Genomic DNA, 24905 nt, shown 5'->3' on the forward strand with positions numbered 1-24905 from the left:
AGGGCCGCCGCGACATGATTCGCTCGCTGCGCTCCCTCATGTAGGTGCCTCCAATTTCACAATGTCGGTCGGCAATTCGTCGACCGCCTCGATGGGACGTGCGGTCGATTCCGGGTCGGGCAGTCGTAACCTCCAGTCGTTGCCGAACCACTCCACGATGGTGTGGTTCACCGCTGTCGAGTTGTCCGAATATGCGGTGTAGACGTCGACGCCGGACTTGAGATCGGTGTAGTCGGTGATCTTGTAGCCGAGCAGCCGCGGCGCGTATTCGGCCGAAGCGGGACCGGTGATCGACAACTGCACCCGGTTGACCGACCACTCGTCTCTGGCCCGGCCCGGCGCGACTTCCATGGCAACCACTTTCGACCACTGGTTGTCCGCGGCTACCGACAGTCGCACGGTATGGACGATCGCGGCGAGCGCGGCGCCGGGCGGTGAATGCTCGAAACCTGTTGCGGCGCCGTCGGCTTCCTTCTTCGGACCTTGGTCCGCGTGTGGCAATACCACGCCCTGGAACGGCTGCCAGCGCACGTGCGTCGGCGCCGCGGCCAGGTCGGGGCCTGACTCGCCGTCGCCACCGCAACCAACCGCCGCCATCAGCAACGCGACACCGACGGCACCCGCGGCGGGCCCACGGGTGCCACGCCGCGACGAGCGGGCGAAGTATCGAGGCGCGATGTGTTGCGGACGCGTCGCTATGGATGTCATCGCAGGGCCGTTCCCATCCCCATACCGGTTGTTCACGTCGGCAGGAAGGCCAGCGCGATTCCGGACGCGGTGCTGGCCACCGATGCGCCGAGCAGGCTCATCAGCACGCCGTGCGAGGCGTCGTTCATCGCGAGATCGCTGCGGAACGCGATCCACAACCGGCCCGCGGACACGATCATCCAGGCGAGGCATACCAGCAGCACGAACCAGAGCAGCCAATTCAGCAGGTGCATCAGGGGTTGCAGCACCTCGGCAGGCATCTGTTTGTAGGCGAGCACCTCACCTGCCGACATTCGCACGGTAGACATCGCCGACATCAGGTGCCGATGACGGCGTTCATGATGGTGCCGGCACTAGTGGCGACCACGCCGCCGATCATCGCTCCCGCCACCATCTTCGGCGACTCGAGCCCACCACCGGTCCACTTCTCCCACGCGAACTTGCCGCCCGCGTAGGTGATGCCGCAGATCCCCGACAGCAGGACGAACCAGGTGAGGTACCTGACCAGCTGCAGGATCTTCTCCGAGCCGGGAGGAGCCTCGGGTGTCGGGTTACCGACTTGAGCGAGGACAGTGCCGTACGTGTCCTGCACGGCGAGGAGGATCGTGCTCATCGGGTGCCTTTCTCGAAAAGTGTGCTGTCAACGGTCCGGTACGGCGCTGAATATCAACATTATTCTGGTCCTTCATCGAAAGATGAAGTGGCATCCAGGTTTTCGCGCACCGCGGCAACGATGTCGGTGCCGAGCTCCCGGACTTCGAGTGGGACCTCCTCGAGCGGGTCGATTTTTCGCTTCTTCTGCGGGAGTGCGTCACCCGGTGCCCATACCGGCAGTTGCTCCGGCTCGACGAGCGTCCACTCCTCGTACCACGGCACATCCCACACCTGGCCTGCCAGCGATCCGACCACCTCGCGGTAGCGCCGGATCTCGGCGGGCAACCGGCCGGGCCGGGCCGCCACCGTGATGAGTCCCAGCACCTCGGCGGCACCCGCGAACCCCGAATGATGTTGGCGCAGTAAGTCGTGGGCGCGAGTCAGTCCGGCGATGGTCTCTCTGGCGACCAGGACGACAAAGGGCGATTCGCGGTCGAAGACGCCGGGCCAGCGGCGGCCCGAATCCGCCGCGGGCGCAAGCACATGCGCGAGGGTACTGGCTCCGGCACCACCGTGCACACCCAGCAACCACACCAGCGGCGCCCTGCCGATACCCGGCACCGGACGCTCCCAGATCAGGGCGCGACGCGACTCCGGTGGGGCGACCACGCCGGCTTGCACGGGCTCGGGTTGACGACGAAGTTTCATAGCGGCGGTCATGATGCCACCCCGGCAAGCAGGCGCGCATACGCCCGGCGCGTCTCCGCGGCCAGCGATGTGTGCCGGACGAGTTCACCGCGGGCCAGGTGCGGGTCGTACGGAATCTCCCTGATGTCACGAACCCAACCGGACAGATGCGATCGCAAATGGTCGGCAACCCGCGACTCGCCGCCCGGCTGCTGATGTGAGACAACGATCGTCGTGTCACCGACGATGCCACTGCCCTGCCCCCGCGCAGAGTCGCCGAACTGGTCGTCGAGCCATTCCAAGGTCACCCGCAGCCGATTGGCGGCATCGGCGCGCGCCGGAATGGCAAGCACCAGAGCGACATCCGAGTCATCGAGCAGCGGCCGCAGCTGACGTCCGGCAATCGGGCTGCCGCCGTCATAGACGCCCGTGAAGCCCGCGTCGTAGATCGCTCGCGCGACGGTCAGATAGGTGGCTCTGCGACGCAGCGGCGCGGCGTCGCGCCACAGCAGCCCGACCCCCGAGCTCGCCTGGGACATACACTCCTTCAACGGCGCGGGCTCGTCGTTTCCGCGACCGTACAACCACGATTGCAGGCTGATCGGGTACAGATGCTCGTCGGCGCCGCGCAATGCGAGATCACTGCCCGCCGCTGTCGAGTCCACCGCGACCGTAGGGTTACCCCCCATCGCGAGCTCGCCCGCGATTCCGAGCACCGTCGTTGTCGTCCCCGCGCCGCCACAACCGCCGACCACCAGAATCGGCCGCTGCGCGGGTTCCACGGCCTCTGCACCGCTCTCCGTGCGCTTGCCACGTCGTAACCGCACTACCGGAGCCCTCGTGCGCGCAGGCCGGCTCGCCGATTCACCCTCTGCGGGCGCCTCGTCGAGCCAGCGGCTCCAGTCCTCTCCCATCGCCTCAGCTCTCCTTTTATCCGGCCGCGATACCCGTGATGAGGGTGCGGCCGTCGACCACCGCTGTGGTGACCGTCTGCTTGTTGTACGTGGCGGGCACACCGCCGGGCCGATACTCGGTGATCTCCACCGAGTACCGGGTGTCGGTGAGCGTCATGATGCGCACGCAGTGCGTCGTGCCCACCGGGATGGAGTCGATACCACGCTGGATCACCGACGCGGGCGAGACGGCGGCTTCGGGCGCGACTGCTTGCCTGGCTCGCTCACCGGAGCGTTCCACGTAGTAGCCGTACTGGAACGACAGCACCGCATCCGGCCCCGAACCAGTGCCACCGGATTCGGCGCTACGCACAACGCGATCGGCGCGTTCAGTGGGGCAGGCGCCCGTCCCACTTGCACCGGTGCCGGGTTGCGGTCGAGTCGCGTAGACCGGCTTTGCGCCGAGGTCGTCGGCCTGGATGGTGCCCGCGGCGAAATGCCGGGGCGAGGACGCAGGTCCGGCCGCGCCACGATCGTCGGAGGAGTTCAGTAGGAACAGCACACCGGCCACCGCCGCACCGAGCAGCACCACCGCGACGACCAGCACCGCGATCACCCTGGCGCGGCGTGCGGCCGGATGATCGCGAGCCTCCTGGCGCAGTGCGCGAGAGGCCGCCGCGTCGGCCCAATGCGCGCGGTCGTCGTCGAATTCGTCCGCCGGCCACGGGAAGCGCACGACGCCACCATCCAGCGGCGGTGTGTAGTCGTCGTCGGGGCCGGGTGCGCGGCCGGACACCCAGTCCGACCAGCCGCCGATGAATTCGCTCCGGCCCGACGGGAGATCGGTCGGCACGTCCGCACGGGCTCGGATCTCATCGGGATCGTCGTCGAGGATGTAGTGCGGATATCGCGCGGGCCCGTCGTCGTCGAGGACGGATGCACCCACCTCGTCTGCGTAGGCCGGGGCGTCCGAGCCTGTCTCCGGCTCCAGCGGGCCGTACCAACGTGACAGCTGTTTGTACGACTTCAACATTCCCCCCGTCCCGCGGAGCGAGGCACATGGCGCATCTCAGACCCTCTCGGCGATCAGTTCGTAGAGAACGGGTAGGTGTTGGCGGTGCCGGGCCGAACGGCGGGGGGCACCGAGGGCTCACCTCCGGAGGAGGCGCCATCGGCTCCCGTCCCAAACGGAAATTGTCCCGTACCGGACGAATTCGGCACAGTCGACGCGCCGGAGCTTTCGCCGAAGAATCCGGTCGGCGGCCTGTCGCTGCCGCCTTGCGGCGTGGCGCCACTGCCGAACGTGCCTGCCACATCACGTGCGACCGCGGCGAACCAGTCGGCGACGAACCGAGTCGGCGCTTCCCCGTTGGCGGACATCGCCGCGGTGCCGTACCCGGTGTGGCGCGCAACGGTGTCCCAGTACCGCGTCCAGGTGGTGATGTTGAGCAATTCGCTGTTGTCGGTGATGCTCTGTACAACCGCGTCGAAGGCCTGCGTGACAAGACGAACGCCGGTGGTCGGCGGAATCAATTGCGGAACGGCGCCGATCAGCTTCGTTCCCAGCAACAGCAGACCGGACACCGGATCCGACAGCCCCGCGCCGGCGAGCTCACTGATGCTCGCTGGTTGAAGGACCGCCCTGACTACCGCGACAACCGAGTTCAATCCGATCATGCCGACCTTCAGTAGGCCCTGCATCGCATCGGGAATGTCCAGCGGGGTGCGCGGGTCGGCGGCGTCGGCCAGCCGCTGGGAGATCGACTTCCGCGGTGAGAGTGACAGATTCGCGATCGAATTGCCCTGGATGTCCTCACCCGCGACCTTGGTCGCGGTCTTGATCGAGGTGAACGCCAGCGCCTGCGCGATCGACACCAACGAGGCGATCGGGTCGCCGCCACTGAGCTTGGCCTGGCCGACAACGTTGGCGACGGCCTTCAGAATCGGCGCACCCTGCGGTGCGTCGCATGCGAGGTCGCCCGCCGCACAGATACTCGCGACGCGACCGGTCAGCGCGCCGAAATTCGCCGCCCTGTCCCGATCCGGACCGATACCGCCACCCGCCGCGGGCATTTGGGGCAGTGCGGCGATCGCGGCCAGCCGATCACCGGTGGTGCCCGGCGCGACATCGGGCGTCGCTCGGCCTGGCGAGCCGGGGAACAGCGGGGCGCCGGGGTTGCGCGTCGGATCGCCGAACAGCGCTACCGCAGCGACCTTCTCGGCAGGCAGCACACCGCGACCCTGGCCTATCTCCTGCGCGAACATCGATGCGACATGGGCGCCTTGGGAATACCCCACCACCGCGAACCGGGTGTTGCCACACCTCTGGGCAACCGTCGCGGCCATGCTCCGCAACCTGGTCAGCCCGCCTGCAACGGACTCCGAATACGGCACCGCGCCACCGGCGGTCGCACCGCCGAATCCGGATTCGTAGGGCACATAGGCGCGATCGACCAGTCCGGGATCGGAAGCTTTCGCCAGCATCGGCCGGAAGACCGTCGACAACATCCCGGTATCGGTGGTCGGTGCCGCGTCGGGCGAGGATTCGCCCGTGCCCTGAATTCCCAACGCGTACAGCGCAGGGCAGCTATCTATCGGCACATTTGTCGAGGGTCCCGCGGGATTCGAAGGCGCTGCGGCGGCCGAGCCCGTCGTAGCGGTCGCCACAGCAACGGTGAACGCGACCAGCATTCCCGAGGTTCGTACCGAGTACTTTGCCATAGCGATTCGCAATCATCCGTGTTGCCGCAACCATCCTCAACGCCATGAAACGCACTAAACCGTAACAGAATCCGGCAAACAACGCGGAGTCCACGAAAAGTTTCCGGGAACCGCCGGACGATCCCGGACGTGGCGTGGCGTGGCGTGGCGAACCTGCCGACAACTTTCCGATCATGATCAATTGAAGACGATCCCACCGCGATCCCCCGAGACTCGAATCGTCAACCCGGACTTCACTTTCCGGCGACCGCCCGACCGGCGCGAACACTTGTGCCCGAAAAATAGCCAGGTCACCGGGTCGAACCCGGTGACCTGCAGCGATGTTCAGCTATCTTGACGAATACCGGTCACTCAGGTGGCCGAGGTGACGCGGTAGACGTCGTACACGCCTTCCACATTGCGCACCACGTTGAGCAGGTGACCCAGATGCTTCGGATCGCCCATCTCGAAGGTGAACTTGCTGATCGCGACCCGATCGCCGTGCGTGGCCACCGAGGCGGACAGAATGTTCACCTTTTCATCAGCGAGCACCTTCGTGACGTCCGACAGCAGACGGGTGCGATCGAGCGCCTCGATCTGGATCGCCACCAAGAACACCGACGACGGCGACGGCGCCCATTCCACGTCGATGATGCGCTCGGCCTGCTCACGCAGCGAACCGGCGTTGGTGCAGTCGGTGCGGTGCACGCTGACCGCGCCGCCGCGGGTCACGAAGCCCATGATCTCGTCGCCCGGCACCGGGGTGCAGCACTTGGCAAGCTTGGCCACCGTGCCGGGTGCACCGGGAATCAGCACACCAGCATCGCCGGTGACACGCTGCCTGCTGGGCGTGGTCGACGGGGTGGAGCGCTCCGCGAGCTCGTTCTCCACGTCGCCGATGCCGCCGAGCTGCGCCATCAGCCGTTGCACCACGTGATGCGCGGACACCTGGTGCTCGCCGACAGCGGTGTAGAGCATCGAGATGTCGGTGTAGTGCAGCTCGTGCGCGACCGCCGTCATCGCGTCCACGCTCATCAACCGCTGCAACGGCAGCCCGACCCTGCGTACTTCCTTGCCGATCTGCTCCTTGCCGCTCTCGAGCGCCTCCTCGCGGCGTTCCTTCGCGAACCACTGCCGAATCTTGGCCTTGGCCCGTGGGGACACCACGAAGTTCTGCCAGTCGCGGCTCGGTCCCGCGTTCTGCGCCTTCGAGGTGAACACCTCGACGACCTCGCCGTTCTCCAGCTGGCGCTCCAGCGCGACGAGCCTGCCGTTCACCCGCGCGCCGATGCACTTGTGCCCGACCTCGGTGTGCACCGCGTACGCGAAGTCGACCGGCGTCGATTTCTGCGGCAGCGTGATCACATCGCCCTTCGGGGTGAACACGAAGATCTCTGGGGATTTCAGGTCGAAACGCAGCGACTCCAGGAACTCGGCCGGGTCCGCGGCCTCCCGCTGCCAGTCGAGCAGCTGGCGCATCCACGCCATGTCGTCGACCTCGGTGGAGTCGTTGGAGTGCTTGCCGCGCGTCTCCTTGTAGCGCCAGTGCGCGGCGATGCCGAACTCGGCGGTGCGGTGCATGTCCTGAGTGCGGATCTGCACTTCCAGCGGCTTGCCGTCCGGTCCGACCACCGTAGTGTGCAGTGATTGGTAGACGCCATAGCGCGGCTGGGCGATGTAGTCCTTGAACCGGCCCGCCATCGGCTGCCACAGCGAGTGCACGACGCCGACCGCGGCATAGCAGTCGCGGACCTCGTCGCACAGGATGCGAATGCCGACCAGGTCGTGGATGTCGTCGAAGTCCTTACCCTTGACGATCATCTTCTGGTAGATCGACCAATAGTGCTTGGGCCTGCCCTCGACGATCGCATTGATGCGGGAGGCGGCCAGGGTGTTGACGATTTCCGCGCGCACTCGCGCCAGATACGTGTCACGCGAGGGCGCCCGGTCGGCGACCAGTCGCACGATTTCGTCGTACTTCTTCGGATGCAGGATCGCGAACGCGAGGTCCTCGAGCTCCCACTTGACCGTGGCCATGCCGAGGCGATGCGCCAGCGGCGCGATCACCTCCAGCGTTTCTTTCGCTTTCTTCGCCTGCTTCTCCGGTGGCAGGAAACGCATAGTGCGCATGTTGTGCAGCCGGTCGGCCACCTTGATCACCAGCACGCGCGGATCCCGCGCCATCGCGATGATCATCTTGCGGATCGTCTCGGCTTCCGCCGCGGCGCCGAGATTGACCTTGTCCAGCTTGGTGACACCGTCCACCAGATGTGCGACCTCGGCACCGAAATCCGTGGTCAGCTGCTCTAGGGAATACCCGGTGTCCTCGACGGTGTCGTGCAGCAGCGCCGCGACCAGCGTGGTCGTGTCCATGCCGAGCTCGGCCAGAATATTGGCGACCGCGAGCGGATGGGTGATGTACGGATCACCGGACTTGCGGAACTGATGCGCGTGCCGCTCGTCGGCGACATCGAATGCGCGCTGCAGCAGCGTGAGGTTCGCCTTCGGGTACAGCTCCCGATGCACGCTGGCCAACGGCTCGAGCACCGGCTTGACCGCCGCGATACCACGCTGGCCGGTCATTCGCCGCGCCAACCGCGCGCGAACCCGCCGCGACGCTGACGTCGGCACCGCCGCCGACGTTCCCGGCTGCCGCGCGGGAGCCGAATTACCGGCCGCAGGCTGTGCGGCTGGAGTGGCCGGTGTTGCCTTTCCCCCTAGGGCGGCCGAGGCACCATTTGTCGGCGAGGCCACCGCCGATTGCTCGACATTCGCCTCGCCTAGATGCTGAGTCATGCCACCACCTCTCCACGCCGCGGTCGGACCACCCTATCCGACCGCTGCAACCGCCCTCATCAACTCTAGTCCCGCCTCGACTCGTCCGTCCGATTCGCGATTGGCGGGGACAGTTTTCGCGTCACCTGCGGGGGTCCCTGGCTCGATTCCACCGGATAGCCGTGCTCGCAGAAACGGTGGAATGCCGACCGGAACCTCGCAGCCTCCGCAGTGCCGATCCGACCTGTCGAACGGTGGGAACCACCCGCGGATAATCCCAGCGTAGGTGGCGCAACCACATCGGCAACAGTCCGTTGCGCACCGGGACCGCACGCCGAGGTCTGTCCTGCTGGCGACATCGAGGGACCCCGACCTCAGGGTGCGCGGCAGCCCTTGTGCGATCGGATCGTGAGCCACCTCGAGGGCTAGCGCACTCCTTGCGGCGCGACGACCTCGACTATCCCGACATCGCCGCGTGGGTGGGCCAGCATGGAGTGCCCGTCGGAGGCGGGGTCGGGTGGCGCGCCGAGCAGGTCGAGCACGGTGGGGGCGATGTCGGCCAGCGAGTAGCGGGCAGTGGTGGCACCGGCGGCGAAATCGGGACCGCGGGCAATGACGAAATTCGTTGTCTCGTCGGCTGATTGGCCACCATGACCACCCTCCGGTAGGTGCCCGTGATCGGCGGTGACCAAGATCGTCCACTCCTCGGTCGGCTTCGCTCGTGCCCGCGCGTCGACGGCGGCGGCGATTCGGCCGACCAGCACATCGATCCGTGTGACGGCGTTGCGGTATTCCTGTGACGCGCCGCCGTGGCTATGTCCCGCCCGATCGACCTGATCGAGATGGGTGAAAAGGAAATCGGGTCCGAAGCGGGTGACGGCGGTGACGACGGCATCGGCGGTGCCGACATCGATCGTGGATTCGTCGGCGTCGTTCGGGACGGGTTGGGTGGAAACGACGACGTCGGCGCGCGGATTGCCGCTCCCTGCCATAGTGGCAATCTGATCCCAGGTGGCGATCGAATGGGTTGTCAACGCGGGGTTGGCGCGCCCGAGCTGTGTGAACACGGTCGGATACTTCGCGAACGGCGTGGCATCGAACTGGTTGTCTCTGATGCCGTGCTTGCGGTCCCACACACCGGTCAAGACGGTGGCCCACGACGGTCCGGAGATGGTGATGTGCGGTGCTATGGACGTTCGACTCAGCACCCCCTCGGCACTCAGCTGCAACAAATTCGGCGCCTGCACCTGCTGAACCTTCTTGTACATCAACCCGTCGAGCCCGATCAGCACGACTTTGCGCACACGGCCATCCGCCCGCGCGGTCCCGGCCGGCGTGGCGGCGGGCAGGGCCGCGACTGCCGCGGCGGCCACCGCACCCGACAGCAACCGCCTACGGCTCACGGCGCCGCCCCACCGATGCCGATCTGCCCCATGCTCGGGAAACAGCGGCTCCCCGATGTCGGGTCGAACAACCGCGCGGTGCGGACACTCTGCTCCACAGGGCCCCGACAGCGCCCCGCCAACGACCGGCTCGACGACCGCGCCCCACCGATCCCTGTGACCGTCGACTGCCGACGACACCGGATCGGTGGCCCGCTCGCTGCGTTCCCTCACAGTTCGAACCATGCGGGCGCGCGGCAGCCTTCCGAAAGCCCGCCGCGCCACTGTTCATCGACGTTTCATCGGTCACGCCACCGCACGTTGCCTCGCTGAACGACCGCTGAACATTCCAGAGCAGACAGCTATTCCAGCTGTTCACAGTGGTTAACCCGGATGAGGTGTGCGGGATACCGATTGACACCCGGCCGGTCATGTGGCTGGCTGACGGACATGCAGTACAGCGGGAATCGCAGCATCCGAGTCGCGGCGGTCGCCGACCTGCACATGCGCGACTCGATGGCTGGGGCGTTCCGTCCCGACTTCACCCGCCTGGCCGAACGCGCGGATGTGCTGTTGCTCGCCGGGGACCTCACCGAGAGCGGCACACTACGCGAAGCCGATCTGCTCTGCGCCGAAATCGACGCTCTCCCGGTGCCTGTCGTCGCGGTACTCGGCAACCACGACCACGACCACAGGCTGGGATACCGAATCGCCGCGATGCTCACCGCCGCCGGTATTCACCTGCTCGACGGCGACGCCGTCACCCTCGACCTGGCGGGCTCCCGACTCGGCATCGCCGGCGTGATGGGCGGCAGCGGCGGATTCCCCCGCCACCGCGGCACACCCGACGAAGGCACCCTCGAACACCAGGCCCGCATGCGCCGCGGCCCACTCGACGCACTCCGCCTACACCAGGCACTCGACGCCATCGCCTGCGAAACCCGAATCGCTCTCATGCATTTCGCCCCCGTCATCGACACGCTGGTCGGCGAGCCACGGAAGATCTACCCAGGCCTCGGCTGCCACGATCTGGCCGAAGCCGTCGACGCGGGAGGCGCCACCCTGGCGATCCACGGCCATGCGCACGGCGGCACCGAGTTCGGCCGCACCGCAGGCGGTGTCCCGGTCCGCAACGTCTCCTACCCCGTCATCGGCCGCAGTTACGTCGTCTACGACGTCGCGCCGATGTAGCGGCCGATTCCGGCAACCGACCTGACGGACAACAGCGCGCCGGGGGTACCCCAGCGGGGCGAGTCCAGCGGCTACCAGCGTGACCCGGCCGGTAGGTTCTCGCCATGACCGTCGCCAAGTCGCTGCTGTTGTTCGCTCTCGCCGCGCTTGCCGAAATCGGCGGTGCCTGGCTTGTCTGGCAGGGCTGGCGGGAACACCGCGGAGTCCTCTGGATCGCGGCAGGCGTCCTCGCGCTCGGCGCATACGGTTTCGTCGCAACCTTCCAGCCGGATCCCAACTTCGGTCGTATCCTCGCCGCATATGGCGGCGTCTTCGTCGCAGGCTCCCTCGCTTGGGGCATGGTCGTCGACAAATTCCACCCCGACCGCTGGGATTACGTGGGCGCAACCAGTTGCCTGATCGGCGTGGCGATCATCATGTACGCACCGCGCGGTTAGCCCAATCGAAACCCTAAGAGCCGCAATTCTTTCCGCGTCCTCGCGGTTTTCAAAGGTATCGCATCCGGCGGAGCTCCGATACCGTTTCAGCGGTTCACATGAATAGATGCGCATATCCAAGTAGGACAATGTGATGCCGCCGAGTCAACATGGCGGCATCACTATCCCAGCAAACCCACAGCCATCGGATACTCCCTCGATGACGGCCCCCGAACAGTTCGCGCAACGTGCGGTACCCGGATGCGGCCCGCGGGTGACCACGCCACCGTGTGCAGGCCAGACGGCCACCGATCGGCGAGCTGGGCTAATCGGCCTGGGTGAACGCCCAGACGGCGGCGGGTCGGCCGGTGGCTTTGACGCGGCGACGTTCGGTGGTGCGGTAGAGGCCGGGCAGGGCGGCGAGGGTGCGGTTGAGGTTGGCCGGGTCCGGCTTGGCGCCCTGCAGGGTGGCGCTGAGCTCAACGGCGCGAGTGGCGGGGAATTCGTCGCCGGTGAGGGCACGGGTGAACGGAATGTCCTTCCAGAGCAGGCGAGCGAGCAAGCCCTGCGCGGCGTCGACGATCCGATTGTGGTCGAAGGCGAGCTCGGGCACGGCATCGAACGACACCCACTGCGCCGGACCCTGGTGCGGGCCGACCACCGCCCACATCGCAATCGACAAGGTCGGGCCGCGCGGGTCGCGGGTCGGCTCGTCGAAAGTGACCAACTGCCCCACCGCCCCGATCGCGGCCTCGGGCACCCCCAACTTGGCACGCACCGCCCGCCGCGCTGCCGCAACCAACCGCTCCCCCCGCCCCAGCAACACTCCAGGCAACGCCAACTCCCCGGTGAACGGCTCGAGATCGCGCGGCGCGACACCGATCGTGACCCCTGCGTCCGCACCCCAGAATCGCAATGCCACCACATCCACCGAAACCACTGATTGCTCCACGCCGACCTATCCTGCCCCAGCCTGCGCATGCGGCCACGCAGGAGGCCGCCCTACGAAGGAGACACCGGAGCGCAGGCTCACGACATGTGCCATCGCCGCGGAATGCGCGCCACACGGTCGCGATGGGTTCGCATTCGTCCGACCGCCGACGGTCGAGTCGGATGGAGTGCGCCGCAACGGGTCCGGCGTGCCGTAGGCGACGGAGCCGCGCATTGCCCCGGCCACGATCACCGTGTCGAACGCGCGGTAATCCCCCGCGCCCGCGTCGCACGCAGCGGCGTCCGATCGGTGCGATCGGCGCCGTCGGCAGTGAGCACGACGGGGTGCCGAGTTGATGTTCGAGCCAGGGCACCAACTCGGCCGGAATGGCGGTCAGTTGCGGGATCGCGGTGGTCAGGAGGTCGGTGGGGCGTCCTGCCCGGGAGCCCGCCGACCCCGGATCGGAATAGAACGGTCGGCGGAGTCGGTTGCAGTAACCATGACGAGACCTGTCCTGCAGCCGGGCCCGGATCATCCGATCACCGTCACGCCACACCCGGAGCGCATCGTCGTTCGAGTGCACGGGCAGGTGGTCATCGACACGCAGAACGCACTGGTTCTACATGAAGCCTCCTACCCGCCGGTGTATTACCTACCGCTGGCCGACGCCGAAGAATCGGTGCTGGAGCGCACAGACACCGCCACGTACTGCCCCTATAAGGGCGACGCTAGCTACTTCACCGTTTCGGTCGACGGCGCACAGAGCATCGATGCGGGCTGGGCGTACGAGTCGCCGTACCCGGCTGTCGCCGAGATCAAGGACCACATCGCGTTCTACCCCGATCGCGTCGACGCTCGTTAACTTGCCCAGGAAGGCCGTGGAGATCATTACGACCAAGGCCCGGTGCGGCAATAACCCACTTGTCAGGTGATCGCAACAAGACCCCCGCAATGTCTGCGAGATGCGGTCAGGATCAGCTGGGCACCCCGGAACAGCGCCATGGTCCTGCCTGCACCGTCGCTGACCACAGCATCTCAGACCTGGGTGCGACGGCCGCCGTGCACGAGCGTGGCCTCGGTGCGGATCAGACCCGCGCGCGGTGGCGAGAAAGCGGTCACCGGCTATGGTCGCGGAGTGTGCAGGGCTTCCGCGTTCCGCCGGTGTCGGTCGAAGAACTCCCCGAGCTCGGAGGCTGCTGATGTACCCCGGTGCAAAACTGCTCGAAGACATGGCCGGGCAGTTCCCTGAGGTGCAGGAGTCCTATGTGTGCCATGTCGAGAACTACGATGAGGTGCTGCCTCATCTGTTCCTTTGGGATCTCATCAGGGCAATCGTCGAGTCCGCTCTGGTCGACGACGACTGGCTCGTCGTATGGGGGCCGGTGCTCGACTTTTTGGAGGCCCGGGCCGCGCAGGGCGATACCGAGGACATCAACGTTATCGACCACTCGTTCCTGCTGAGCCTGCCGTGTCCCGACAGCCCCGGATACAGCATCATCAACCACCTCGGGCCGTCCATGGCGCAGCGATTCTCACAGATCCGGCCGAGCGGCTGAGTCAGCGCTGTTCCGCCTGCTCGAGTATCTACGGGTCCCGGCAGCAACGGCGCGAACAACAACGGATTTCGACGTAAGTCCTGGGTCGAGCACGAAAGTTCATGTGGCCCTGGATATTCAGCGAGATCGCCGAGGCCCACGACCGACGCTACGGCTTGGCCGACAACCACCTGTGGCCCATCGCCGAACTCGATGTCCGCAACGCCCGCGCCAACCCGAACGCCACCGCGGCTGGGACTATGACCATCCCGCGCCCCGCCGTGCGGCCGCTCTCAACTTCGGCGGCAGCACGGCGACAACGGTCGGCTTCGTCGTGGTGGCCGATCCTCAGCGGGGCGAATAACGAAGGGAACGCCACGTTTCGATCGCCCAGTTCATCTCCGCATCGGGCACGCTGATGGTGACGAGGAGCAGTTCGCCGTTGCGGTGGCTGGCGAAGCCTTGAACCCCGGCCACGTCGGTGTCGCTGGAGGGCCACCACCAGCCGTCGCCGGGCCCGCCGAGCACCGGCTCGCCGCGGTGCCCTTCGGTCGCATTCGCGCCGTATTGCAGCATGGCCGCGGGCGGTGGACCGGTCTTTTCATCGTCCACCCGGAGCACGGTGATGTCGATCTGACGCTCGCCGTCCCACGCCCACCAGCGGTCACCATCCCACCCGTAGGTGAAATCTCCGGGGATGCGCAGGCTCCAACCGGGCAGTAGTGAGGTGAACACCGGCCTGCGCCGATACCCGGGACGTGCGCCGAAATCGTGGCCGGCGCGTTCAGCCAGGTCCGCCGGCGCGTCGTCGGCGACCGGTTCCAGCGTGCCGAGCAGTCCGCGCAGCTCGTGCCAGGCCGCCCACGGCAAGTCGAGTGCGTGGTCGAGCCGACTCGCCTCGGCGAGCAGAGCGTCGGCCTGACGCAATGCCGGCGCGTCGTCTTCGTCGACGGGAACCCGCCAGCGCACGTCGTTCCACATGATGCCGAGTGCGGTGTCACGGAAGGTTCGCGCCGTCCAGCCGTCCTCCCACCACGGGAAGAATCCAACGGCGGCGGCTTCGTCACCATCGGCGACGGCTCGCAACCAGTCGACGTCGCGCGGTCCGAGCCAGGTCGCGGCCAGGCCCTCATAGTCGAACTGGTCGCTGCCGAGGGACAATCCGAGCGACACCACATTGCCTTCGGCCGGCACCTGGCTGAGCACGGTGCGCGCGAGCATTCGAATCCACGTCAGATAGTCGCGCTCGACCTCCGCGCGATTATCCGCGAGCCCGAGCGGATCATCGGTGCCCTCGTCCCAGACGATGTCGAACTCCCTGCCCATTTCGTGCAGGACCGCGGCGACGTGCCGGTGATAGCCGGGGCCGGCCGGCGCACACCCAGCGGTCACCACCACCTGACCGTGGGCCGCCCGCAGATCGACCGGCTCGACGGCGGGATGCAACACGGCCAGCAACTGGTCGCCGGATACCTCGACCGGATTGCGGAACGGCGCCGACGTCGAGGTCCAATCGGTCCGCGCACCCGCGGGCCCGGTCCGCAGCCATCGCTCGACCCGCTGCAGAAAGTCTTCAGTAGGCGCGCGGCACACCCCCGCGACATTCAGCTCGATTCCCATGGATCCATCCTGGTGTCCGCGGTCCAACGCCGAAAGCCGGGACAGCACAACCGGGTTCCGCCACCACCGATCGGTCGGGGCGTGAGCGGGACATGGCCGTGACAGAGGTCGAGTCGGAATACCGTCATATCCGGCTCGACGAGCCGGGGGGCTGGAGGTAGTCGCCGATGAGCATGGTGCCAGGGCCACGGTGGGCGCCGGGGCCTCGGACCCAGTGGACGTTGTCGGCGGTCAGCGGCGTGTGACAGTTGGTGCAGGTGACGACGCCCGAGGTTGTTCGACCACAGTCGTCGTGCACGACCAGGGCGGGGGGACCTTCCGGGGCGAGCCATTTGTCGCCCCAGGTGATGAGCAGGGTCAGGATCGGATAGAGGTCGCGGCCCTGATCGGTGAGCACGTACTCGTAGCGGACCGGATTCGATTGGTAGGCGCGGGTTTCGACGATGCCGTGCTGCTGGAGGGTTTCCAGGCGGGCAGCGAGGACGTTGGTGGCAATGCCGAGGTCGCGGCGCATGTCTTCGAATCGGTTCAGGCCGACGAACAGGTCGCGCAGGATCAGCGGCGTCCACCGCTCGCCGACCACGTCGAGGGTACGCGCGATCGAGCAGACGATGTCGGACATAGCAGCCTTGGGCACCCGACCATCCTAGTCCATTGCTTTTTGCAAGCGACTAAGGGAGGATTCGCCTCGACCAACACCACGCACGAGAGGCGATCGCGGCCATGACAGATGCAGTGCCCCAGTTCCGCAAAGCGACCGAGTCCGCCGACATCGACGCGCTGATGGAAACCCTCGCACCCGACGCCGAGCTGACCTCCCCCCTCTCGGGACGACTGGTGTTCCGCGGGCAGGACGATCTTCGGATCCTCTTGACCGCGGTGTACCAGGGCATCTCCGCGATGCGGTGGACCGATCAGATCGGCGAAGGTACGCACCGAGTCCTGTTGGGAGAGGCATACATCGGGCCGTTCCGAATGACCGAGGCGATGGTCATCGAGCTCGACCAACACGGCCGCATCCGCAAGCTGAGCCCACATATCCGCCCGTGGCTCGCACTCACCTTCCTCGCGGTCACGCTGGGAGCCCGGCTCATCCGGTACCCCGGCGTCATGCGGCGAGCCTCCGGCGCGCGACCGCACACCCCTTGATGCGCGACACCCGCAGGGCACTGCGGGTCGACGACACCGAGGACTGTGCGGCACTGCACGATCGCGCCGCACGCCACCGCATCAGCACACCCGTGTCTCGACCAGGCCGTCGGCGGTGAGTTCCACACGGCGAGTCACGCCGATGTCATCGAGGAATCGCGGGTCGTGGCTCACCACGATCAGCGCGCCCTCGAAACTCGCGAGCGCCTGAGTCAGATGCTCCAGGCTCGGCAGGTCGAGATTGTTGGTCGGCTCGTCGAGCAGCAACAGCTTGGGCGCCGGGTCGGCCAGCAACAGCATGGCCAGCGCGGCACGCAAGCGTTCACCACCGGACAGTGCCGAGGCGGCGACATCGGCGTCGCCGCCCCGGAACAGGAACCGCGCCAACTGAGCCCGGATCTGCTCCGCCGACGCGTGCGGTGCCACCGCCGCCACGTTCTCGAATACCGAACACTGCTCGTCGAAGACGTCGAGACGCTGCGGCAGCATCCGCCACGCGACCTTCGGCGCTTCCTCGACGATCCGGTGTAGCAGCGTGGTTTTGCCGACGCCGTTACGCCCGGTGAGCGCGATACGCTCCGGGCCGGTCACCCGCATCGTCACCATCGGTCCACACGCAAGCCGGACCTCGTCGAGGTCGATCACGTCCTGGCCCGGATACAACCGGGTGTCGGGCAGATCGACACGGATCTCCCTGTCATCGCGGAGCAACTCCTGCGCCTGCTGGAGCTGTTCCTTTGCGGTATCGACCTTTTCGATGTGGTTGTTGCGCAGCTTGCCCGCCGACACCTGCGCTTGCCGCTTCCGCTCGTTCATGACGATTTTCGGTTCGCGCTTGTTGTCCCACATCTTCTGCCCATAGCGCAGTCGACGATCCAGTTTGATCCGCGCCTCCACGAGTTCGCGCGCCTGCTTGCGCACATCGCTGCGCGCATCGCGGATCGCCGCCCGCGCAGCCTGCTGCTCGGCCTCGATGATCCGCTCGTATTCGCTGAAATTTCCGCCGAACAACCGTAATTCGCCCTGCCGCAGCTCAACGATGGAGGTCATCCGGTCCAGCAGCTCACGATCGTGACTCACGGTGAGCACTGTGCCGGAAAACTGGGCAACCACGGTATAAAGCCGCTGCCTGGCAACATGATCCAGGTTGTTCGTCGGTTCGTCCAACAACAACACGTCGGGCTCGCGCAGCAGCTGCGCCACCAATCCCAGCAGGACCGTCTCGCCGCCGGACAGGGTTTCGAGTCGACGATCGAGCTGCTCTGTCGAATCGGCCAGATAGTGCAGACCGAGGCGGCCGAGCAGCGCGACGGCGCTCTCCTCGACGTCCCACTGGCCACCGACGATGTCGAAGTCGACATCGTCGGCCATACCGGATTCGATGCGGTGCAAAGCTTTTCGCGTATCCGCGATGCCGAGCACTTCGTCCACCCGCTGCCCGTCGCCGAGCCCGAGATCCTGCCGCAGATAACCCAGGCGACCGGAAACCGTCATCGAGCCACGCACCGGCGGCAGTTCACCGGCGATCAGCCGCAACAGCGTCGATTTGCCGACGCCGTTGCTGCCGACCAGACCGAGGTGACCGGGACCGAGCACAGCGTCGAGCCCATCGAAGACGGGAGTCCCATCGGGCCACGAGAAAGTGAGATCGGAAATAGAAAGATTGGCCATGTGCCTACCCCAGAGGTTGCAACGGAATGCGACGCGCGAGACGCGGGCCGCCCGAGTGGTTACCTCATGAGAGCAACGGCATGACTCCGATCAACGGGAACAAGACTCGATAAGATTAAACAAACCCACACCGATCGCGCCAGTGATATTTGGATCACATCCGCTCCGCAGTTGTGCGGCCTGCGCGATCTTGGATGCGCGCCGACAACGCGGCCGACCGGATGCCGGATCGCGCCGGGCGCACCCCGCTCCGCTTCGACTGCCACGGTCGGCGCCTCGAAGCAGATGTTGCGCGCCAACATGGCGGTGGCCGGGCACGACGAAACCGCGCACCATCAGCCCGGAAGGCTGATGATGCGCGGTATTCTCCCGGCCTGCACCGGAGCAATGTCCTGACGGATGCTTTCGATTGCTAGACGCGCACCACCGAAGTCAGCGGATAGTCGCCCTGGCGCTCGCGCCCACCGAGGAATTCGAGTTCGAGGACCACCGCGGCGGCGACAACGTCGGCGCCCGCATCGGCGAAGAGGGCCGCTGCTGCGGCGAGAGTGCCGCCGGTAGCCAGAACATCGTCGAGGAGCAGCACACGGCGACCCTTCAAATCGATGCCATCGGCGGGGATCTCCAGGGCCGCGGTGCCATATTCGAGACTGTATTCGCGGGTGATCACAGGCGGGGGCAGCTTGCCCGCCTTGCGAACCGCGAGGACGCCGGTGCCGAGGGTGGCCGCGACGCCCGCGCCGATAATGAAGCCGCGGGCATCGACGCCGGCGACCAGATCGGCCTGCGGTGCGCAGTCCGCGAGGCAGTCGATGACGGCGCGGAATCCCTCCGGATCGGCAAATACCGGGCTCAGATCAGCAAAACGAACGCCAGGAGTGGGGAAATCGTCGTGCCACCGGGTAAGACGCTCGACCAGCTCGGCGGCCTTTGTGGTCCGCTCGGTTGCCAGTTCGTCTGATTCGACCGCCGCGTGCTTGCTCATCGACACCTCTCCATGGTCCATCACCCACAACACCTTGTCACCGCTTCAACACCCAGCGGTCCATGTTCCAGCCGGTCCCGCCCTGCGTGGGGCCGGCGATGCCGTTCTGCAGACCGTTGCCGAAGGCGATGATGCGGGGATTGACGAACAGGGGGACGCTCGGCATCTCCGACCACAGCAGGTTTTCGGCCTCGGTGAGCAGATTCAGCGTTGTGGTCGAGTTGTCGTCGGCCGCAAGCTGATCGGTGATCGCATCGTATCGCCCGTTACCGAAGCGACCGAAATTGAGCCCGCTACCTGTGCGCAACGCGCTGGTCGCGGCCATCCCGGCCAGCGATCCGGCCGGACCCGACGCCGCCGCGGTACTCGCGAGGACGGCGTCGACTTTGCCCTCGGTGAGCTGAGCGGGGGTGAAATCGGCGGAGCCTGCGTCGACGACGGTGAGGCCGGCCGGTTTGCACGCCTCGGCGATCATCGCGACGGTCTGTGCGCGACGCTCATCGGGCTGCAGGTAGCCGATGCGGACGGTGGGCTTGCCCGCGCCGGAAGAGGCCAGCGCCGCGGTGGCGGCGGGGACGTCGGCGCCGCGATATTTCTCGGCGGCGCCGGTGACCGCCGGGTAGTACAGCGAGTCCTGCTGCACGATGCGGGAATTCAGCGGTGCGGCGCCGAGACCGGTCTTGGGCGCGTCCTTCGCCTTGCCGAGTTTGTCGAACAGCGCCTGCCTCGGCACACACAGGGCGAACGCACGGCGCGCATCCGCCGAACCGAACACTCCCCCGGTCCCGAGCACCAGCTGCTCGACGCCGCGGCCCGGCACCGTGCGCACCGAAAAACCTTCCAGGTTCAGATCTTTGACCGATCCAGCGCCGACATCGACCACACCGACAGCATTGTCGGCGACCTTGGCTCGCACATCGACGGTCTTGGGCCACACCACGATCCGTCCGGTCTCGGGCTTGTTGCCCCACCAGCGCTCATTCGCGACGAGCACCAAACCGTCCGTGGCGGAATAGGATTCGATCCGATAGGGCCCGGACGACGGGAAGCGGGACAGGTCGAGACCACTGCCCGAGCTCATGGTCCAGCCGTTGTTCCAGAAGTCGGCCAGCCGCTCGATCGCGCCGGGATCACCGGTTTGCAAGGCCGACACCACATTCGGCACGTTGGCCACCCGTGCGGCGACGTGTGCCGGCATCAGCTCGCCTGCGGTGAACAAGGTGTGCCACGGCACGAAATGCCGGTCGGGCCGGAACACCACGGTGGCGTCCTTGGAGCCGGGCTGGCAGTCCACCCGCTCGATGTCGTCGTACCCGGCGCTGTTGGCCGCGTCGAACAGCGGTGCGTGGCTACGGTCACCGGGTTTGGTGAACCGGCCGCTGCGCGCGGCCCAGGCCAGCACCAGGTCATCACACGAGGTGGGCACGCCATCGGAGTACACACCGTCCGGGTTGAGCCGGTACTGCACGGTCTGCGCCTCACCGGGAACCTCTTTCGCGGTGCCCGCGTCGGTGTCGGCGACCTGTTGACCGTCCGGTCCGGTGTAGAAGAACCCCGTCAGCACCCGCCCGAACACGGCCGCCGAGCCGCTGCTCGCACCAAGGGTGCTGCCACCGTTGTAGCTGGCGATCACGGCATCGACCGCATAGCCGATGGACGGCACCTGGTTCTGACCGGAGCACCCGGCGACCATCCCGGCCGCCAGGGTGCCCGCAGCCACCGATCCGATCAGACGCGCCAGCGACTGCTTACGCATGGAGGAAACTCCTGCCTGTAGGTCAGTGCTTCTTCTTGTACCGTTTCCCGCTCGGGCGTGTGCCGGGCCGGGGAGCATCGCCCGGCTCCCGCGCCCGTCGCGGCGCTTCGGAGTAATCCCGGCGTGTCGCGGCGACCGCGCGCCGCTCGGCCTCGGCGCCCGCACGGGCCGCGGCCACGCCCGACCGCTTGGTCTGCACCTTCTTGGTGTGCGCCGCGACCGGACCCCAGCGTTCCTTGATCGACACCAGCAACGGGGTGGCGAAGAAGATCGAGGAGTAGGTGCCGACCAGCAGGCCGACCAGCTGCACGAGCGCCAGGTCCTTGAGCGTGCCGACGCCGAGCATCCACACCGCGATCACCATCAGGCCGACGATCGGCAGGATACCGATCAGCGCGGTGTTGATCGAACGCATCAGGGTCTGGTTGACCGCGAGGTTGGCCTGCTCACCGTAGGTCCGACGGTTCAAATGCAGGATGCCTCTGGTGTTCTCCTCGACCTTGTCGAAGACAACGACCGAGTCGTACAGCGAGAAGCCGAGAATGGTGAGGATGCCGATCACGGTAGCCGGCGTGACCTCCAGGCCGACAATCGAGTAGACGCCCGCCGTCACCGAGACATCGAAGCCCAAGGCGGCAAGGGCGGCGATCGCCATGTCCCGCTCGAACCGGACGGTGATGTAGATGGCGACCAGCACGAGGAACACCGCGAGTGCGATGAGGGCCTTGCGGGTGATCTGGCTGCCCCAGGTTTCGCTGACGTCGGAGGTGCTGATCGCGGCGCGGCTCGGATTCCCGTCCCGGTCCTTGGGCTGAAACTTGCTGAACAGCGCGTTGTTCAGCGCTTCCACTTGATTCTTGTCGAGCGCCTCGGAGCGGATCAACATGGTGGACGACGCGCCCGTGCCCACCGTTTGCACCGACACCGGGTCGGTGCCGATAGCACCGCGGTAGACGTCCTCCACCTGGCTGGTGGTCGCACTACCCGCCGGGAACTGGATCCGTGAACCGCCCTCGAAGTCGATACCCAGGGTGAAACCGCGAAATACGATGCTGCCCAGCGAGATCAGCACGATCGTTGCGGTGATGAGGTACCACATCCGGCGCTTTCCGATGACGTCGATGGCGCCGGTGCCGGTGTAGAGCCGGTTGAGGAAGCTGTGCTTGGGCTGCGCGGCGTACCGCACCTCATCGGTTTCGGGATCGTCCTCGTGCTGGTGCAGCGAGGGCGTGGTCTGGCTGTTGGTCATCGCGTCCTCACGCTTTCCCCGAGTGCGGCATCGGCCGCCTTGCGCTCACGGGCGACCTGCTGGATCGCACCGAGACCATTCACCGACGGGCTCGACCAGAAGGCCGTCCTGGAGGCCAGCAACACCAGCGGCGCGGTCACCAGGAACACCACCACCACGTCGAGCACGGTGGTGAGACCGAGGGTGAACGCGAAGCCGCGCACCTGGCCGACGGCCAGCGCGTAGAGCACCGCCGCCGCGATGAAGCTCACCGCGTTGCCGGACAGGATTGTCCGGCGGGCGCGCTGCCAGCCGCGTGGCACGGCCGATCGGAAGCTGCGACCTTCACGCATCTCGTCCTTGATGCGTTCGAAGAACACCACGAACGAGTCGGCGGTCATGCCGATACCAATGATCAGGCCCGCGATGCCGGCAAGGTCGAGGGTGAAGCCGATCCACCGCCCGAGCAGGACCATGATGCCGAATACGGCGAGCCCGGAGGCGACCAATGACAAGCCGGTCAGGAAACCGAGCATCCGGTAGTAGGCCAGGCAGTAGAGCAACACCACAACGAGACCGACCGCGCCCGCGAGCAGGCCGGCCTTCAACGAGGAAAGCCCCAACGTCGCCGAGACGGTTTCGGCTTCCGAGATCTGGAACGACAGTGGCAGCGAACCGTACTTCAGCGTGTTCGCGAGTTCCTTCGCGCTGGTGGCGGTGAAATTGCCGCTGATGGTGGTGCGACCGCCCTGCTGGGGTCCCGCCTGCACGACGGGCGCGCTGACGACCTTCGAGTCGAGGACGAACGCGACTCGCTTCTGGAGGTATTCACCGGTCAGCGTGGCCCAGGCGTCACTGCCGCCGGACTTGAACTCGAGGTTGACCTCGTGCCGCGCCTGCTGCTGGTTGAGCCCGGAGCTCGCGTTCTTGATCTCCTGGCCGTCGATGCGGCTCTTGTCGAGCAGGAACACCTCGGTGCCGTCGGTGGAGCAGGCGACCAACGGCAGCTTCGGATCGTCATTGCCTGCCAGCGGGTCGGGCTTGCTGCAATCCAGCGCAGCCATCGCGGCCTTCTGGATGGTCGGGTCGGTGCTCTGCCGGACCGCCTTGGCCGTAGCGATTTCCTGCTGCGCCTGTTCCTGTGGGGAACCGGACGGCGCGGGCGGCTCGGTCGGCGCCTGCGCGGGGAACACCCGCTGCTGCGGCGCGGGCTCGGGCGACACCTCTTCCGGTGTTTCCGGTGCGGGGCTCGACGGCGTCGCGGCGGGCGACTGCGCCGGCTGCTGCGGCACACCCCGGTTCGCCACCGATTCGTTGTCCAGCACCGGCCGGATGTACAGCTTCGCGGTGGTCGCCAGCGCACGGGCCTGCTGACCGTCGTCGCCCGGCACCGTGATGACGATGTTGTCACCGTCGATCACGACCTCGGAGCCACCTACGCCGAGTCCGTTGACCCGGTTCTCGATGATCTCCTGTGCCTTCCGCAGGCTGTCCTGGCTCGGCTTGCTGCCGTCGGGGGTGCGCGCGGTCAGCGTGACCCGGGTGCCACCCTGCAGGTCGATGCCGAGCTTGGGGGTCGGGTCTTTGTCACCGGTAAAGAACACCAACGCATAGATCACGGCCAGCAGCGCGGCATAGACGCCGAGCAGCCGGAGCGGATGCGCCGATCCTTGGGAAGGTGGCACAGTACGTCATCTCCTAGGCGGGAAGTCGAGGTGGAACGGACGGGCACGCACCAGCGGCGCCGGGTACCCGGGAGTGGGACCCACGGCATCATCGGGCGCGCGGGCTCACCGATAACCGGTCGGGCCGGTCAGTCCTTGGTCAGCCGGGTCTCGGGCTGTTCCGCGGACTCTTCGACGACATCGTCGACGGCCTCCTCGGTCACGGTCTCGTCCGTGACCTGATCCGTGGTCTCGTCCTCGGTGCGCACCTCACGGATGGCCAGGCGCAGCCACGTGGTGACGACCTCTTCGGCAATCTCGAGATCGACGGTGGTGTCGTCGAGATCGACCACGGTGCCGTACAGCCCCGACGTGGTGGTGACCTGATCGCCGACTTTCAGGCTGCCCTGCATGTCGGCGACTTTCTGCGCCTCGCGCTTCTGGCGGCGAGACATCAGGTACATCGACACGAACAGGCCTACCAGCACTAGCGGAAACAGAAGTTCCATCGTCGAAGTCAGTCCCTAGTCTTTGGGTGGGTGTGGACAGGTATCTCAACAGTCTGCCAGCTCGTGTCGCCACTGCCACACCGGCACACCCTTGACGTCCCGATTCGCGCTCCGACCGGCGATGGGCGCATGGCCGGTCGGCGACGAACCGGTCGGCATCGAACTTCTCAGCGAAGCTGAGATGTAGGCGAATCTTGTTGCGTTACAGTTGATCTCGCAGGAAATTCACCATACAGGACGTCCCGCCTGCGCTGCCGGGAGGCTGTCTTCGCACGAACTCATCGCCAATCGAGCCCGCGGATCGGGACGTTCTGTGCATTCAGAAAGAAGGACGATGATGGCCGAAGCTGCACGAATCGACGTCAAGACCCTTTCCTAGAAGGCACCCGGTGCCCTGTCCACGCCCGAGCTCTACGAATTGGCCGAGATGACCGAAGCCCGTCCCTGGTTCGGCATGCCCGGGGCCCGGAGTCAATGGTGTCTGCGCCGCCCGAACATCGAACGGCCACGG

The 24905-nt window shown here is 66.6% G+C and carries 23 protein-coding genes; 5 read left to right on the top strand and 18 right to left on the bottom strand.

Features of this window, described 5'->3' with window-relative positions:
* Nucleotides 1-36: 36 nt before the first annotated feature.
* The 9 genes from AB0M74_RS04650 to AB0M74_RS04690 form a co-directional block, all read right to left on the bottom strand.
* Nucleotides 37-708 (bottom strand): hypothetical protein, encoded by a 672-nt coding sequence (locus tag AB0M74_RS04650; RefSeq protein ID WP_364901604.1) that lies wholly within the window; start codon nt 706-708, stop codon nt 37-39.
* A gap of 32 nt (nt 709-740) precedes the next feature.
* Nucleotides 741-1016 (bottom strand): hypothetical protein, encoded by a 276-nt coding sequence (locus AB0M74_RS04655; RefSeq protein WP_328403197.1) that lies wholly within the window; start codon nt 1014-1016, stop codon nt 741-743.
* An 8-nt stretch (nt 1017-1024) separates the two neighbouring features.
* Entirely contained in the window at nt 1025-1321 is a 297-nt protein-coding gene (locus tag AB0M74_RS04660; RefSeq protein ID WP_014351788.1) for a hypothetical protein, read from the bottom strand.
* A gap of 59 nt (nt 1322-1380) precedes the next feature.
* Nucleotides 1381-2022, bottom strand: a complete 642-nt coding sequence (locus AB0M74_RS04665; protein WP_364901606.1) for a DUF6668 family protein — start codon at nt 2020-2022, stop codon at nt 1381-1383.
* Entirely contained in the window at nt 2019-2903 is an 885-nt protein-coding gene (locus AB0M74_RS04670; protein ID WP_364901608.1) for a hypothetical protein, read from the bottom strand. The genes AB0M74_RS04665 and AB0M74_RS04670 overlap by 4 nt, the downstream gene beginning before the upstream one ends.
* A 16-nt stretch (nt 2904-2919) precedes the next feature.
* Nucleotides 2920-3915 (bottom strand): hypothetical protein, encoded by a 996-nt coding sequence (locus AB0M74_RS04675; protein ID WP_364901610.1) that lies wholly within the window; start codon nt 3913-3915, stop codon nt 2920-2922.
* A 53-nt stretch (nt 3916-3968) separates the two neighbouring features.
* On the bottom strand, nt 3969-5603 hold the full coding sequence (locus tag AB0M74_RS04680; RefSeq protein WP_364901612.1) for a cutinase family protein: 1635 nt from the start codon (nt 5601-5603) through the stop codon (nt 3969-3971).
* A 351-nt stretch (nt 5604-5954) separates the two neighbouring features.
* Nucleotides 5955-8378 carry a RelA/SpoT family protein gene (locus AB0M74_RS04685; protein WP_364901614.1) on the bottom strand — a complete coding sequence of 808 codons (2424 nt, stop codon included), beginning with the start codon at nt 8376-8378 and terminating at the stop codon, nt 5955-5957.
* 404 nt (nt 8379-8782) lie between these two features.
* The gene (locus AB0M74_RS04690) at nt 8783-9760 is read right to left on the bottom strand and encodes an alkaline phosphatase family protein (RefSeq protein WP_364901616.1); all 978 of its coding nucleotides are present in this window, start codon (nt 9758-9760) and stop codon (nt 8783-8785) included.
* 429 nt (nt 9761-10189) lie between these two features.
* Between AB0M74_RS04690 and AB0M74_RS04695 the strand changes: the two genes are divergently transcribed.
* Both AB0M74_RS04695 and AB0M74_RS04700 read left to right on the top strand, forming a co-directional pair.
* Nucleotides 10190-10930, top strand: coding sequence for a metallophosphoesterase (locus AB0M74_RS04695; RefSeq protein WP_364901618.1), 741 nt, complete (start codon nt 10190-10192; stop codon nt 10928-10930).
* A 104-nt stretch (nt 10931-11034) separates the two neighbouring features.
* Nucleotides 11035-11367, top strand: a complete 333-nt coding sequence (locus AB0M74_RS04700) for a YnfA family protein (protein WP_364901620.1) — start codon at nt 11035-11037, stop codon at nt 11365-11367.
* Between the two features lie 304 nt (nt 11368-11671).
* On the opposite strand, the gene AB0M74_RS04705 is transcribed toward AB0M74_RS04700, so the two are convergent.
* On the bottom strand, nt 11672-12298 hold the full coding sequence (locus AB0M74_RS04705) for an NUDIX hydrolase (protein ID WP_364901622.1): 627 nt from the start codon (nt 12296-12298) through the stop codon (nt 11672-11674).
* Between the two features lie 478 nt (nt 12299-12776).
* Here AB0M74_RS04705 and AB0M74_RS04710 point away from each other — a divergent pair, with 478 nt between their 5' ends.
* Nucleotides 12777-13139, top strand: coding sequence for a DUF427 domain-containing protein (locus tag AB0M74_RS04710; protein ID WP_364901624.1), 363 nt, complete (start codon nt 12777-12779; stop codon nt 13137-13139).
* 337 nt (nt 13140-13476) lie between these two features.
* Nucleotides 13477-13833, top strand: a complete 357-nt coding sequence (locus AB0M74_RS04715) for a hypothetical protein (RefSeq protein ID WP_364901626.1) — start codon at nt 13477-13479, stop codon at nt 13831-13833.
* Between the two features lie 327 nt (nt 13834-14160).
* Here AB0M74_RS04715 and AB0M74_RS04720 read toward each other — a convergent pair whose 3' ends face one another.
* Entirely contained in the window at nt 14161-15432 is a 1272-nt protein-coding gene (locus tag AB0M74_RS04720; RefSeq protein ID WP_364901628.1) for a hypothetical protein, read from the bottom strand.
* A gap of 124 nt (nt 15433-15556) precedes the next feature.
* A complete protein-coding gene (locus AB0M74_RS04725; protein ID WP_364901630.1) occupies nt 15557-16069 on the bottom strand; it encodes a helix-turn-helix domain-containing protein in 513 nt (170 codons plus the stop codon).
* Between the two features lie 86 nt (nt 16070-16155).
* On the opposite strand from AB0M74_RS04725, the gene AB0M74_RS04730 reads away from it, so the two are divergent.
* Entirely contained in the window at nt 16156-16581 is a 426-nt protein-coding gene (locus AB0M74_RS04730) for a nuclear transport factor 2 family protein (protein ID WP_364901632.1), read from the top strand.
* A gap of 81 nt (nt 16582-16662) precedes the next feature.
* Here the strand turns inward: AB0M74_RS04730 and AB0M74_RS04735 are convergent, their stop codons facing one another.
* The 6 genes from AB0M74_RS04735 to yajC all read right to left on the bottom strand — a co-directional run bounded on the left by AB0M74_RS04735 (nt 16663) and on the right by yajC (nt 24394).
* Nucleotides 16663-18252, bottom strand: coding sequence for an ATP-binding cassette domain-containing protein (locus tag AB0M74_RS04735; RefSeq protein WP_364901634.1), 1590 nt, complete (start codon nt 18250-18252; stop codon nt 16663-16665).
* Between the two features lie 412 nt (nt 18253-18664).
* Nucleotides 18665-19237 carry an adenine phosphoribosyltransferase gene (locus tag AB0M74_RS04740; RefSeq protein ID WP_364901951.1) on the bottom strand — a complete coding sequence of 191 codons (573 nt, stop codon included), beginning with the start codon at nt 19235-19237 and terminating at the stop codon, nt 18665-18667.
* 37 nt (nt 19238-19274) lie between these two features.
* Nucleotides 19275-20993, bottom strand: a complete 1719-nt coding sequence (locus tag AB0M74_RS04745; protein WP_364901636.1) for an ABC transporter substrate-binding protein — start codon at nt 20991-20993, stop codon at nt 19275-19277.
* A gap of 22 nt (nt 20994-21015) precedes the next feature.
* Nucleotides 21016-22242 (bottom strand): protein translocase subunit SecF, encoded by a 1227-nt coding sequence (gene secF / locus AB0M74_RS04750; RefSeq protein WP_364901638.1) that lies wholly within the window; start codon nt 22240-22242, stop codon nt 21016-21018.
* A complete protein-coding gene (gene secD, locus AB0M74_RS04755) occupies nt 22239-23906 on the bottom strand; it encodes a protein translocase subunit SecD (RefSeq protein WP_364901640.1) in 1668 nt (555 codons plus the stop codon). The genes secF and secD overlap by 4 nt, the downstream gene beginning before the upstream one ends.
* A 128-nt stretch (nt 23907-24034) precedes the next feature.
* A complete protein-coding gene (gene yajC / locus AB0M74_RS04760; RefSeq protein ID WP_364901642.1) occupies nt 24035-24394 on the bottom strand; it encodes a preprotein translocase subunit YajC in 360 nt (119 codons plus the stop codon).
* Between the last annotated feature and the right edge of the window lie 511 nt (nt 24395-24905).

The sequence above is a fragment of the Nocardia sp. NPDC051463 genome (genome assembly GCF_040681975.1).
GTDB lineage: Bacteria > Actinomycetota > Actinomycetes > Mycobacteriales > Mycobacteriaceae > Nocardia.